This window comes from Flavobacterium aquidurense (assembly GCF_002217195.1).
GTDB lineage: Bacteria > Bacteroidota > Bacteroidia > Flavobacteriales > Flavobacteriaceae > Flavobacterium > Flavobacterium frigidimaris.
Window position 1 is genome coordinate 54,122 of record NZ_MUGR01000036.1, and the last position, 14,929, is coordinate 69,050.

The window sequence follows — 14,929 nt, forward strand, 5'->3', positions numbered from 1 at the left end:
ACAGCGTTTTCATCTCAAAAAATAAATAATTAACGGGTATTATCTCCAGCCGCCGCCTAATGCGCGATACAATTCAGTATTGGCTGTTAGTTGTTGTCTTTTTATGTCTGCCAGTTCTAACTCACTTTGTAGTAAATTGGATTGCGCTGACAGTACTTCAAGATATTCAGCCATACCGTTTTTGAATAACAAATTGGCATTTTTAATAGCTTGTTGCAAGGTTTTTACTCTTTCTTTTAGAAAAGATTCCTGCTGTTGCAATTTCTCTACTTTTACCAAAGCATCAGATACTTCGCTAACCGCTACAAGAACCGATTGTCTGAAACTTAGCACTGCTTTTTCTCTTTCGGCAACGGCAATATTGTATTGCGTTCTTACCTTTTTATTGTTCAGTAATGGCTGAGTCAGACCTCCTGCAACGGTTCCGAACAATGAAGCCGGAATATTGAACCAGTTACTGGTTTCGAATGAATTTACGCCGCCCTGAGCAGTAATTTTAAGTGATGGATATAAGTCGGCTTTTGTGATTCCAACATTTGCATTGGCTATTTTTAGCGCTAGTTCGGCACTTTTTACATCCGGTCTGCGGCTTACTAATGAAGACGGAATTCCGACCGCTTTATTGTTTTTTACTTCAAGGGTACTTAAACGAATTGTTCTGGTTTTTGAATTCGGGAATGATCCTGTGAGTACACTCAAAGCATTTTCCTGAATAGCAATGTTTTGTTCTAATTGTGGAATCAATTGCGCTGAAACTAATTTCTGTGCTTCAGATTGCTGAATCGCTAATGTCGTAACCTGACCAGCATCGTATTTTAATTTAATGATATTAGTTGTACTATCGTTTAATTTATAGTTCTGTTTGGCAATTTCTAATTGCGCATCTAACATCAAAAGATTGTAATATCCTTTAGAAACATTAGCAACTATTGTAGTCTGCAATGCTTTTTTTACTTCTTCTGACTGAAGGTATCCGGCAAAAGCGCCTTTTTTCTGATTGCGGATTTTACCCCAAATATCAGCTTCCCATGAAAGTGAAGCTCCGGCAGAATAATCATCGATATGATTTTGACCTAAAGCCTGACCTAAATTTTTCCCCGTAAAACTATTGTCTGACGGATTACTGGTACTGGCACTTACAGATAAATTAACCTGTGGAACATTTCCCCATTTTGATTGTGTGAATCTGTATTGTGCAATCTCGATATTTTTAACAGCAATCTGCAAATCATTGTTTCTGGCTACTGCACTATCGATCAATTGAATAATATCTTTTTCTGTAAAGAAGTTTTTCCACTCCACATCGGCAATACTCGCTGTATCTTTTGAAACCGATGCATTCCTGAAATTGTCAGGAAATGCATCTTTTGGAGTTTCAATATCCTTCGAAACTTTACAGGATATTATAGTCGTGATCAAAATGGCGATCATCACGATTTTGGTTATATAATTTTTCATTTTATATGTTGTCATTAAATTTCTGTACAAGTATCTTTTCTGTTATCAAGATCTCTTGAGATTTTATAGGATAGGTATCCCACGCCAATGATGATGGCGATGAGGAATGTCGTTATATAGTTTTCCATTATTGTTTTTCTTCGTTATGAATTACGGCTACTGGTTTTCCAGAAACCTTTTCTTGTAAATGCTGGAAGATGATAAATAAAACAGGGATAATAAATAATCCAAGTATTACTCCTGAAATCATACCTCCTGCAGCTCCAATACTAATCGAGTGGTTACCTTGTGCTGATGGTCCTGTGGCGCTCATCATCGGGATTAATCCCACAATAAAGGCCAGTGAGGTCATGATAATTGGTCGCAAACGCAGTTTGGCTGCATCGATTGCCGCTCTGACTAATGCCTGGCCTGATTTTCGTTTCTGGACGGCGAATTCGATAATCAGAATCGCATTCTTGGCGAGAAGTCCAATAAGCATTACCAGTGCAACTTGTACATAAATGTTGTTTTCGATTCCTGTTAATCCAATAGCTACGAATACTCCAAATATACCTGCAGGGATAGATAAGATTACAGCCAATGGCAAGATGTAACTTTCATACTGTGCAGCAAGTAAGAAATAGATGAATATCAAGCACAGTAAGAAAATCGTTGCTGACTGACCTCCGGACGAAATCTCTTCACGGGTTTGTCCTGAAAATTCAAAACCGTAACCTGCAGGCAATTGTTGTGCTGCAACTTCCTGAATTGCTTTAATGGCGTCTCCGGAACTAAATCCTGGTTTTGGAATGGCATTGATCGAAATCGAATTAAACAAGTTGTATCTCGAAGCTGTTTCTGAACCATAAATACGAGTTAATTTTACTAAGGTATTTATGGGCACCATATCGCCAGTTTTGTTTTTCACGAACACTCTATCAATAGAGGACGGATCTGCTCTGTCATCGATATCAGCCTGAACCACTACTCTGTAATATTTACCAAATCGGTTAAAGTCAGAAGCTTGTGCGCTACCAAAATACGTTTGCATGGTTTGCAGAATGTCTTTTACTTTTACGCCTAACTGATCTGCTTTTTCATCGTTAATATCCAATTGCAATTGAGGATAATCAGCTTTGAAAGAAGTAAAGGCTACGGCAATCTCAGGACGTTTCATCAATTCTCCGATGAAGTTTTGAGAAATTCCACTAAACTTATCCAGTTTTCCTCCGGTTTTATCCTGAAGTACTAAGTCTAAAGCTTCTACGTTACTAAATCCGGGAACAGTTGGGAAACTAAACACAAAGAAACTACCGCCTGAAATAGAACCTAATTTACCACGAACCTGATTCATAATCTCATCAATATTCTTGATATCTCCACGATCTTCGTTTGGTTTAAGCAATACGAAAACAACGGCTGAAGACGGGCTTGTTGAGTTGGTCAATAAGTTGAAACCTGAAATAGCGGTAACGTCTCTTGATGCATCTAATTTGCTAAGAATGTTTTCAGCTTCAGTCATTACTTTTTGAGTTCCGTCAAGAGATGTTCCTGATGGCGTATTTACTGCAATGGCAATAAATCCTTGATCTTCAGTTGGAATAAATCCTGCAGGAGTAGTTTTTACCATTACTACAGTAGCGACAGTAATTAAAGCCAAACCTCCTAAACTCAGCCATTTTCTACGGATTAAGAATTTTAAACCTCCAACATAACGGTTGGTAAGGGAATCAAAACTTTTGTTGAATCCGTTAAAGAACTTTTCTTTAAATCCTTTTTTAACATAAGGAGCATCTCCTTCATGCGCTGCATGATTATCTTTTAAGAACAAAGCTGCAAGTGCAGGACTTAAAGTTAAAGCGTTTACCGCTGAAATTACAATTGCAATGGCCATTGTAAAGGCAAACTGACGATAGAAAACTCCTGTTGAGCCTTCCATAAAACCAACCGGCAGGAATACAGCAGCCATTACCAGCGTAATCGAGATAATAGCACCCGTTATTTCGTGCATTGCTTCATGAGTAGCGACTTTTGGAGACAGATGTTTGTGCTCCATTTTCGCATGCACGGCCTCGACGACCACAATCGCATCATCTACCACAATACCAATCGCCAGAATTAAAGCGAAAAGCGTCAGAAGGTTGATCGAGAATCCGAATAACTGCATGAAGAAGAACGTTCCTAAAATTGCTACAGGTACAGCAATAGCCGGGATTAATGTTGATCTAAAATCCTGAAGGAATATAAAAACTACTATGAATACCAATATAAACGCTTCAAGTAAAGTATGCTGAACTTGCTCAATAGACTGATCTAAGGCAACTTTTGTACTGTAGAAAATGTTATGTTTGATTCCTTTAGGGAAATCTTTTGAGGCTTTTTCCATCAATTTGTTGATGGCCACCTGAATATCATTAGAGTTAGAACCTGCTAACTGGATAATACCAATTACAACTCCTTTTTTACCATTCAAACGCGTTAAACTGTTATAAGAATAAGCACCAAGTTCAACTCTGGCTACATCTTTAAGACGAAGTATTGAACCATCAGCATTAGAACGAATTGCAATATTTTCATATTCTTCGGGTTTGGTTAGTTTTCCTTTGTATTTAATTACATATTCGAAAACTTCTTTACTTCTTTCTCCAAATTTACCCGGAGCAGCTTCCAAACTTTTATCCTGGATTGCGCCCATGATTTCGTTTGGCGTCACTTTGTAAGTCGACATTTGTGTTGGATTCAGCCAAACACGCATCGAGTAATCTTTTACACCTCCAAAAATACTGGCAGAACCAACTCCTGGAATACGTTTGATCTCCGGAATAATGTTAATCTGAGCATAATTGGCAACAAACGTTTGATCGTATTTTGACTCATCTTCGGTAAACATACCAATGGCCATGATAAAACTGTTTTGTTGTTTTGCAGTAGTTACACCTTGTTGTACCACCTCTGCCGGCAATTGACTTGTTGCCTGAGCAACCCTGTTTTGCACGTTTACTGCAGCCTGATCTGCATTTGTTCCTAATTTAAAGAAAACCGTAATAGCAAGAGATCCGTCATTACTGGCAGTAGAACTCATGTAAGTCATGTTTTCAACACCGTTTATAGACTCTTCCAGAGAGGGGGCAACAGAACGTAAAACCGTTTCTGCATTCGCTCCCGGATAAACCGCCGTTACCAAAACCGATGGCGGCGCAATATCTGGAAACTGTTGTAAGGGCAACTTCGTAAGACCAAGTATACCTAATATCACCAATAAAATGGAAATAACGGTTGCCAGTACAGGTCTTTGTATAAATATTTTGAACATTTTCGTAAAAATTATTTTTTATTAATTATTTGGGCAACTTTTGAAGGAGTTGATTTCTCAGGCTGAATTACTTGTCCTTCCTGAAGTTTATCGATACCGCTCAATACAATTAAGTCACCGGATTTTACACCGTCTTTAATTAAGTAGTTTGTTCCGCTTTTACCAGAAACCGTAATAGGCATTTTTGCAACCTTGTTTTCTTTGTTAACCGTGAAAACAAAAACTTTATCCTGCATTTCTACAGTAGCTGATTGTGGAACCAGAACAGCATCGTCATGTTGAAGACCTAAACGAATTTTTCCTGTATTTCCTGAACGTAAAGTTCCACCGGCATTTGGGAAAGTTGCTCTTAGAGTAATCGCTCCGGTAGTTTTATCAAACTGACCGTCTACCATATCGATTTTTCCGGTTTGAGGATAAGCGTTGTTATCTGCTAAAACCAAAGTTACAGGAGGTAATTTTTTTAATTTATCACCAAGGCTGTTTCCTGCATATTGCGCTTTAAAGTTGATAAAATCAGTTTCACCTAAAGAGAAATAAGCATAAACTTCATGAACATCTGATAAGTTGGTTAAAGGTTCAACATCGGTTGCTGAAACTAAACTTCCTTGTTTTTTAGGCAATCTACCAATGTAACCGCTCACTGGAGCTGTAACAGTAGTATACCCTAAATTAATTTTGGCAGATCCTACCATTGCTTTTGCCTGTTCGATGTTGGCAGCAGCAATTTTTTGAGAAGCCTTAGCTGTTTTCAATTGATAATCAGAAACTACTTTGTTTTGTACCAAAGGCGTTAATTTATCCACTTCTAACTGAGCGTTGATTAAAGCAGCTTCATACGCATGAAGACTTGCCAATGCATTGTTTAATTGCTCACGGAAAGGACGTTCGTTTATTTTGAATAAAGTTTGGCCTTTTGTTACATATGCACCTTCGTCTACATAAACTCTTTCAAGGTTTCCGCTAACTTGTGGGCGTATTTCAACATCAACTGTTCCTTGTATCGAAGCAGGATATTCAGCATCTGTAGTTGTATTCTCGCTTGTTACAGCTAAAACGGGTAACAATGGGGGAGCCGGAGCTGCCGGAGCCTGCGACTTATCTGCACAACTGCTTAGCACTAGCGCCAGAATAAAACTGGTTATAATTACATTTTTCATTTTCGTATTGGTTTTAATTTGTTGGACATTCTTATTGTTTAAATTTTGTGGTATTCGGATATTCTCGGCATTCATATTTAATTATATTAAATTATCTAACGTTGTTAAGTATAATTGTGTAAAAAACCATACAATGATGCTTTCCAATTCTATGCAGTAATTGGTATTAAATTATTTATCACTGTTAAGTAAAATAGAAAAAAATGCTATATTACGTTAATTAAATTTTCTAACACTGTTAAGTAAAGTAGTAAAAAAATAGTTGCTAAATTACTCTATTAAATCATTTATCACTGTTAAGTTAAAATGAAATTTTTTTTATTGAATTGATTTTATAATGCCTCCAATCGCATCTTTTAGGATCTGATTGTTGATAGTTTCCATTATTTCACTTTTGTTGATGATATTAATCGCGATCAAACCGTGTATTACAGAGAAGAAAGTAAAATACTTTTGTTTGATAACTTCATCAGTTGGATTGCTGTTTTTCATTATTTCACCAATTACTGCAGTAAACAATTTATAAGGTGCTTCAGCAGCAGAACATCGGTCAGAACAGCAGTTCATTTGCACACCAAACATTACCTGATACATTTCGGTATCTGTAAAAGCGAAATCCCAATACGCCATCCACATGGCTTCTAATTGTTCTTCGGGTTTTTCAAATTTATCGCGGGCTTCCTGAAGTTCTTTTGCTAACTTGATAAAACCTTTTCCTGTGAGTTCATTAAGGATCGCTTCTTTATTCGAGAAATATTCATAAATGATAGGAGCAGTATATTCAATCTTGTCAGCAATTTTTCGCATGCTCAGACCTTGCCATCCGTCTTCTTTGACGATAGCATAAGCAGCCTCAAGAATGTTACTTCTTGTCTCTTCTTTTTGTCTTAAAATACGATCTTTACTAGCCATTTTATTTAAGTATTAAATTGTTTAACACCGTTAGGCAAATGTATGGCGGTTTTTCTAATAATGAAATAATTTTGTCATAATATTTTCTTATTGTTGTATAGACAAATGTCAAAAGCCTTTGAAAGCCTTTTGCTATAAGGGATTTTCCGTAAATAATTTTTTTAAGGAGCAGATAATTTTTGTGTTTTAAAGACCATTTGTCCTGCTCTGCACTATATCTTTTATGTCCCGATAGCTATCGGGACCACCATAAAAGGATGCGTTTCGATCAGGGCTAGTTGAGAAATGGTATTTTTTTATTTTGTGGGATATTTTTCAGGATGTTGAAAATTGTGAAAAATTGCATTTAGAAAAACAGTTTTTGATAATTCGTCAACAATGAAAAAGGGATAATTATTATCATGAAATTGATAGAATGGATTTACGATTAAAGCCTTATATGTACTCTTATAATCATTAAGGAATTCTAAAGCTACTTTTTTAGTTGCTTTTAAAATGTAATATTCAACTGCTTCTTCAATATTTTTTAGTGCAATTGGAGAAACGATTACCTATAATTCATACTTCTTTTTTTAAATTACTATAAAGTGATTCAGCACCTGTATATACACTTTTGTTTAAATTAATCTGACTATCTAAAATTTCTTGTTGTTCAGTAGATAATTCATACGATCTTACATTTGCTATTTCGAATTTTATCTTTAGCGCTTTCATAAAAGTTTTTACAGCTTCTATTTGAGAAGGATCTTCGATATATGCTGTGATGTTAATTGCTTGCATGATTTTAATTTACTAAAGTTGATCAACAAAGTTAAGATAAAACTCTTTTTCATGTTAATTAGAATAATTTATCTCTCTCTAGTTTTATCAAATGTATTTTCGGGATTTAATGATAAAATAATATTTTTTAACCGCATTAAAATCCGGCCCTACAATATAGGTCGAACAGACAGCTCTTTTTTAAATCATTTTAGAGATTATCCACATAGATTTTAAAATTCCGCAGGAATGATTGATATTGTAGGGTTGGATTTTAATCCAGTTTAAAATGAAAAATTATATGAAGTTTTTATTTTTTCATTCACACCATTATAAAACGGAGTTTCAATTCCGTATTTTTTAGCATTTTCAATAACATAATCAACCAGAAATTGTTTCTCAGTTTGATTATGGTTTTCGAAATCCAATTGCAAGGATGATCTGGATTCAAACGGAAATTTAGTCAATAAATCTTTGGAAGTCTCAATATCTTCTTTGGTAAGACTGATATTGTTTTTTTTCGCAAGCGACTGAATCTCGATCATCATATTTTCGAGAATATGCATTAGATTTTCTTCTTCCAAAAGTTGACCAAAAGTAACTTTATAGGCAGAAGTAATTCCTGCAACGGGCGCAACGAACAAATACTTCTTCCATAAAATTTCGTTGATGTTTGGTACATATGTAATATCTAAACCACTGTCTGCTAATAAATCAATTAAGGAATGATTCTCTTTACCGCCAACGAAAATTTTTCCCGGTCCGCCAACATGCTGAATGTGCCCTGGCTGCTTTACGTTTGAAGCCACATAAATACAGCCTTCCATAATCTGATCAGCTTCTGGTAAAGTTTCTCTGATGATCTCTTTGGCATTTACCACATTCTGCAACGTGATGATAATCGTTTCAGAGTTGATGCAATCTTTATAAGTAGATAAGACATCTTTTATTGAATAGGATTTAGAAGTTAGTATCAATACATCCAAAACTCCAATTTCTGTTGGATAATCCGATACTAAATGAGGATATATGGTTTCTTTTATGCCTTTGGATTCGAATATTAAACCGTTGTTTTGAATCGCTTTTTTAGTTTCGCCTCTGCAAATGAATATAATTTTGGTGGTGCTGTCTTTGTATCTTTTAGCCAGGGGAGCTCCAAGAAATCCGCCGATTCCACCAATTCCAAGAATTCCTATTTTTACTTTATCTGGGTTCATATTGTAGTATTTTGTGTTTTAATTCCTAATACAAAGTAAAGAGAATCGAAATCATTAATTGATGTAAAAATATCGGTTATATTTGTAAAATTTAAGGATTATGAAAGACACCTTTTTTATATACAAAGATTTTGAAATTTATTCCGTTGAAGAACTCACCTGGAAGAAAGAAGTACACCGACACAATTTTTTTGAACTATTGTATATAGAATACGGAACGGGGAATCATATTTTAAATTCGATTCCTCATAATTACAAACAGCACGATATTTATTTGCTTACGCCAAAGGATTATCATTCTTTTAAAACAGTAACGCCTACAAAGTTTCATTGTTTACGTTTTTTACCCAACTTCTTTTCGAATAAAAAAGAAATCGAAGAAATCGAAAAGTTGTTTTATTACCACAATCAAACCAAAGGAAATTTGATTTTATTTGAAGAGGATAAATCCTTTTGTGAAATGGTTATTCTGAAAATCCTGAATGAAGTTGCCAGACCAAAAGGGCAAAACGAAATTATTATAAAAAGTTTGATGATGTCGCTGATTCAAATAGTTCGCCGAAATGCCATTATAAACGAAAGTAATTTAGATTTTCAAACTACTGTGGTCTTAAAAATTGATACCATTTTGAGTTACATTAGGTCAAATATTGCCAATCCGCATTTGCTGAAGAAAAAAGAAATGGCAAATCATTTTAATGTGTCGATTCATTATATTGGGGAGTATTTTAAAACCCATCTCAATATTACTTTAAGAGATTATATTGAACAGACAAAAATGAAAGTGGTAAGGGAAAAATTGAGCAAAAGCAATTTAACTTTTTCTGAAATTAGTAATGATTTAGGTTTTACTGACAGTAGCCATTTTAATAAATTCATCATGCGAAGTACCGGAATTTCTCCATCTGAATTTAGAAAATCATTGAGTCTTGCGGGAATCTAAGTTCGATTATTTTTTAATGTTACAAAGTCCCAGCGAGACGATATATTTATAGAAATTATATATTTTTTGTTTTGCAGAACCCCATCGGGGTGATATATAAATTAGGGTAAATATATCGCTCCGCTGGGAGCTTATGCTAAAAAAATCATTTTATAAAATCCATTTCGACGTGTTCGATTCCGGCATCCAGGAAATAGTTGTCGGTTTGTCTGAATCCGTTTTTAATGTAAAATGGAGTAGCAATTACCTGAGCGTAAAGATAAATTTTATCTTCGTTTTTTAAATCGTCTAATATTTTCAATAGAATTGCTTCGCCAATTCGTTGCCCTCTAAAAATATTTAAAACAGCAATTCTTTCAATTTTTGCTCCTTTTTCCATTTTTCTGTATCTCGCTGCTCCGGCCGGAAAGCTATTTACAGTTGCCAGATAATGTACCGCCTCTTCATCATCCATTGATTCGCGCTCCGGCGATACATTTTGTTCTTCTACAAAAACTTTTTTTCTAATGGAGAAGGCGGTTTCTATTTGTTTTTGATCGTCGACTTTTTCGACTTTAATGATATTATTGTTCATTTTGTTTGTGCTTTGATATACCTGATATACAGTAAAAATAATTTGCGTGCAAATATACGTAGTTAACTACATATATTCAAAATAAAATAGAAGAATTAGTTTTTTTTATATTGAATATTGGGCTTAGGAGGGAGGTGGAGGATATCAAAAGCACTAAATTTTTAGAGTAGCACCGATCGAAATGGTATCCTTTTTCTGGCTTCTTTAGATAGGAAAATATGTAATGCGGAGCGGGACTAAAGTTCTGGCTCAATGAAATTTGTGTGCTTCTAAAATCAAAAAATGGAATAAAAAAAACACCTCTAAACATGACGTCTAAAGGTGCTTTCAAAATTAAAATATAGTAAGATGATTATGAATCTAATCTGCTGGTGTCTTTTTTACGATACACCAGATAAAATACCTGAGGTAAAACGGTTAGAGATAAAATCATGCAGGTAATTAATCCACCGACAATCATGATGGCCAATGGTTTTTGAACTTCAGAACCCATTCCTGTAGACAATGCTGCAGGCAATAATCCTAAGGATCCCATAAGGGCAATCATAACAATAGGACGAATCCTGCTGTAGATTCCGTTTGAAATAGCATCTTTGAGGTGCATTCCGGCGCGCATATTTTCCCGAATCATCCCGATAAGGACAATACTGTCGATGGCACTGACTCCAAAGAGAATAATGAACCCAATTCCTGCTGATATCCCAAATACGGTTCCGGTTACCCAAAGTGATAAAAATCCACCAATAAAAGCATATGGCATCGCGCTTACGGCAACTAAAGTATCTTTGAAATTACCGAAATTAAAATACAATAAACATAAAATCAAAATCAATACAACAGGAACGATCATTGCCAATTGTTTAGAAGCTCTTTCTTTACTTTCAAATTCTCCTGCCCATTTCATGACATTTTCTTTAGGCAATTTTACTTCTGCAGCTACTTTTTTCTGGGCTTCGTCGATTGTGCTTCCTAAATCTCGTCCTTCGATACTAAAACCTACGGCAATATATCTACTGTTTCCTTCGCGATAAATGAACGTTGGACCGGTTTTATATTCTACGGTCGCAATTTCTTTCAATGGCACTTTTTTACCGTTCATAGTTGGAATCAAAATGTCTTCGATTTTTTCTTTTGAGTCTCGGTATTCTTTTTCGAAACGCAGTGTGATATCAAATATTTTTTCGTCATCATAGAACTTTGTTGCGGCCTGACCTCCAATTGTCATTCGGATTACGGCTTGCGCATCGGCAGTTGTTACGGCGTAACGTGCCATTTTTTCGTCACTAAGTTGAATTCTTAATTCGGGCAGACCAATGTTTTTGTAGACATTGATATCTTCAATTCCTTTTACGTCTTTGATCGATTTGGCTACTTTTTTAGCCATCTCTTCTAATTGAAAAAGATCATTTCCGAAAATCTTTATAACCAGCGGACTTTTTACACCTGCTACATATTCCTCGACGTTATCCTGAATAGGCTGGCTAAAACCAAATCCGATTCCGGGATATACATCGAGTTCTTTCTTGATCTCGGCAATCAGACCTTCCTTGCTTATATCGCGTTTCCATTCGTCCTGATGTTTTAATTCGATGTGTAATTCGATATTAAAAAATCCTGTTGGATCTGTTCCGTCATTAGGTCGTCCGGTTTGGGTAAGAACGAATTTTACTTCGTCAAATTTCCTTATTTTGGCCTTCATTTCTTTGGTAAGCCTTACCGCTTCGTCCAGATTGATACTATTGGGCAAAGTAGCTCTCACGTAAATAGCGCCTTCATTTAGTTTTGGAATAAATTCTGAACCATAAAAAGCAAACTTGGCGCAGCATAATGCTAACAAAGCAAGGAAAGCATATATTGTTGCTTTACGATGTTTGGTACTCCATTTAAAGAGTTTAAAAAGATTTTCTCTAAAGAAACGCGAAATCATATTTTCTTTCTCGACAATATTTTTTGTCAGCATCACTTTACACATTGCCGGAACATAGGTAAGAGATAAAATAAGTGATCCTAATAGCGCATAACTCAGCGTAAAGGCCAGGGGAGAGAACATTTTTCCTTCTACTTTCGTGAAAGAGAAAATTGGCATCAACGCGACAATTAGAATAATTAGGGCAAAGAAAATATAAGTAGCCACGCTACCGACACTTTTCTTGATAAGTCCCATTTTACTCATGTTGTTAAAGCGTTCCATTCCCACTTTATGCGCTTTCTTTTCGAGCGACACAAAGACCTGCTCGACAATGACCAGCGTTCCTTCGAGCAGCAATCCAAAATCTAATGCTCCCATCGAAATCAAATTCGCGGGTAATCCCTGAATTCTAAGCATGATAATGGCAAACAAAAATGAAAGCGGAATCACAGAGGCTACAATTAAGGAAGTTCTCCAGTTATATAGGAAAACAAATACGATTAGCGATACTAATAAAATCCCTTCGACAAGGTTTTTGGTAACGGTTTTTACGGTTGTATCAACCAATTTTGTCCGGTCGATAAACGGAACGATTTTTACATTATCGGGAAGCACTCTTTCGTTGAGTTCTGTCAAACGATCTTTAAGTCTTTTGATTACTTCGCCCGGGTTTTCACCACGTAGCATCACTACAATACCTTCTACAACATCATCATCACCGTCTAAACCTACTTGTCCTAATCGTGGTTTGGCAGATATTGAAACTTCGGCTACATGTTTTACCAATATTGGAGATGATCCCTTGGTTTCGATCAGAATATTACCAATGTCTTTTACTTTGTCTATCAGACCAACACCTCTTACCACATAAGCCTGATCGCCACGCTGTATAACATCTCCGCCCACATTGACATTACTTTTCGAAACAGCTTCATAAACATCTAAAGCTGATAAATTGTAATTCTCTAATTGCGTTGGATTGATCTTGATTTCATAGATTTTTTCTTCTCCGCCAAAACTCACTACATCGGCAACACCGGGAACAGATATCAGTTCTCTTTCGATTACCCAATCCTGAATGGCTTTGATTTCCTTAATAGGTAAATCACTTTTGATGATATATCTGAATATTTCACCTGTTGCTCCGGATGGCGGTTCAATTTCTACATCGGCTCCTTCAGGAAGATCTAGTCCGTTTAGGCGATTAGAGGCATATTGCTGGGCGTAAAAATCCTCTACATCATCATCAAATAATACGGTTACTACTGATAAACCGAAAAGCGAAATAGAACGTACTTCTGCTTTTTTGGGAATCGTGTTCATTTGCTTTGAAATCGGAAGTGTGATGAATTTCTCTACTTCTTCAGCACTTCTTCCCGGCCACTGTGTAATGATCCTTGCCCTTGTATTGGTTACATCAGGAAAAGCTTCGATGGGTGTATGGATATAGCTTACTATACCTGCGACTAGTAATACGGCTGTCAGGAAAAAAACTATCAGGGAGTTTTTAAGCGAGAAAGCCACCAGACCTTGTACAAATTTTTTCATGTCTTGTATGGTATTTATCCGTTATTAGGGATAATTAGTTTTTTAATCTTTCGTGAATCAACAGTTGATTTTTAGTAATCACCATTTCACCTTCATTAACTCCTTTATCAAAATAAATCCAGTTGTTGTTTTTTACAATGGGAGTAACTTCTCTGGTCTCGATTGTGCAATCGTTTTTATAAACCAAAATATGGTCGCGATTGTTATCAAAAATGACCGCTTTTGCAGGAACAGCAGCCAACATTTCCCCGCCTTTACTTTTATCAATAGCGATATCTGCAGTCATTCCAGGTTTTAGCTTCAGGTTTTTGTTTTCCATTACAATTCTGGCTTTCAAAACATGTTCATCGGCATCAAAAACTTTGGCAAGCATAGCAATTTTTCCTTTAAAGATTTCACCCGGATAAGCCGGAGTTGTAACATTTACTTGCATATTTTCGGTTACGTTTTTTAAGTTACTGGTATATACATTAACCAAAACCCAGATTTCTTTTAGATCAGAAATGGTAAACAAAGGATCGCTGCCATCTGTTATCTGCATTCCCGGACTAATATTTTTAGCTACGATATAACCTTCTGTTGGCGCTTTTATCTGAAAAACAGCCCTGTCGCTGCTGGCACTAAACATAGATAAATTAGCTTTTACATTCTCTAGAGAAGATTTTAAAACATCCAGTTCACTTTGTGCCTGCATAAGATCTTTTTGAGAAGCGATTCCGTCTTCAAACATCGATTTTACGGATTGCAAATTGCGCTGTGAAACGGCGATCTGAGATTGAAACGATTTGCTTTCAGATTGCATGCTGTTGAGTTCTGTACTTTTTATCTCTGCCAGTACTTGTCCTTTCTTTACATAATCGCCTAAAGAGAAAGTCGTTTTTGTAATAATTCCTTCTACAAGACTATTAAACTGTACAACGTGATCGCCATTATAAGTTATATTTCCGGTAAGATTTATAGACTCCGTAACAGGACGTTTTTGAACCTGTTCGATTGTAATTTTTTCTTTTAAATCTTTGTCAATACAAAATTTATCCTCTTTTGTATCTTTGATTTCTTCTTTTTTGCCACATCCGTAAACGAGCATTAACCCAAGTATTGGGAGTAAAATAAGTTTCTTCATTGTGTTTGTTATTATTTTCAGATCATTTGCG

General features: G+C 35.8%; 10 protein-coding genes. 1 reads left to right on the forward strand and 9 read right to left on the reverse strand.

The window, feature by feature from the left end:
* Nucleotides 1-39 precede the first annotated feature (39 nt).
* From B0A67_RS18575 to B0A67_RS18605, 6 genes are all read right to left on the reverse strand, one after another.
* Complete coding sequence (locus tag B0A67_RS18575) at nt 40-1,458, reverse strand: TolC family protein (protein WP_072963060.1); 1,419 nt, start codon at nt 1,456-1,458, stop codon at nt 40-42.
* A 127-nt stretch (nt 1,459-1,585) separates the two neighbouring features.
* Nucleotides 1,586-4,753: an efflux RND transporter permease subunit gene (locus tag B0A67_RS18580; protein WP_072963057.1), complete on the reverse strand. Its 3,168-nt coding sequence runs from the start codon at nt 4,751-4,753 to the stop codon at nt 1,586-1,588.
* A gap of 11 nt (nt 4,754-4,764) precedes the next feature.
* Nucleotides 4,765-5,988, reverse strand: a complete 1,224-nt coding sequence (locus B0A67_RS18585) for an efflux RND transporter periplasmic adaptor subunit (protein ID WP_072963054.1) — start codon at nt 5,986-5,988, stop codon at nt 4,765-4,767.
* Between the two features lie 243 nt (nt 5,989-6,231).
* Nucleotides 6,232-6,825, reverse strand: coding sequence for a TetR/AcrR family transcriptional regulator (locus B0A67_RS18590; protein WP_072963052.1), 594 nt, complete (start codon nt 6,823-6,825; stop codon nt 6,232-6,234).
* A 558-nt stretch (nt 6,826-7,383) separates the two neighbouring features.
* Nucleotides 7,384-7,605, reverse strand: a complete 222-nt coding sequence (locus B0A67_RS18600) for a hypothetical protein (protein WP_072963049.1) — start codon at nt 7,603-7,605, stop codon at nt 7,384-7,386.
* A gap of 263 nt (nt 7,606-7,868) precedes the next feature.
* Nucleotides 7,869-8,801, reverse strand: a complete 933-nt coding sequence (locus B0A67_RS18605) for a ketopantoate reductase family protein (protein WP_072963046.1) — start codon at nt 8,799-8,801, stop codon at nt 7,869-7,871.
* A 100-nt stretch (nt 8,802-8,901) separates the two neighbouring features.
* On the opposite strand from B0A67_RS18605, the gene B0A67_RS18610 reads away from it, so the two are divergent.
* Nucleotides 8,902-9,744 (forward strand): AraC family transcriptional regulator, encoded by an 843-nt coding sequence (locus B0A67_RS18610; protein ID WP_072963043.1) that lies wholly within the window; start codon nt 8,902-8,904, stop codon nt 9,742-9,744.
* Between the two features lie 145 nt (nt 9,745-9,889).
* On the opposite strand, the gene B0A67_RS18615 is transcribed toward B0A67_RS18610, so the two are convergent.
* From B0A67_RS18615 to B0A67_RS18625, 3 genes are all read right to left on the reverse strand, one after another.
* Nucleotides 9,890-10,318: a GNAT family N-acetyltransferase gene (locus tag B0A67_RS18615; protein ID WP_072963041.1), complete on the reverse strand. Its 429-nt coding sequence runs from the start codon at nt 10,316-10,318 to the stop codon at nt 9,890-9,892.
* A 352-nt stretch (nt 10,319-10,670) separates the two neighbouring features.
* Nucleotides 10,671-13,775, reverse strand: a complete 3,105-nt coding sequence (locus B0A67_RS18620; protein WP_072963038.1) for an efflux RND transporter permease subunit — start codon at nt 13,773-13,775, stop codon at nt 10,671-10,673.
* A 34-nt stretch (nt 13,776-13,809) separates the two neighbouring features.
* Entirely contained in the window at nt 13,810-14,898 is a 1,089-nt protein-coding gene (locus tag B0A67_RS18625) for an efflux RND transporter periplasmic adaptor subunit (protein ID WP_072963035.1), read from the reverse strand.
* Nucleotides 14,899-14,929 lie beyond the last annotated feature (31 nt).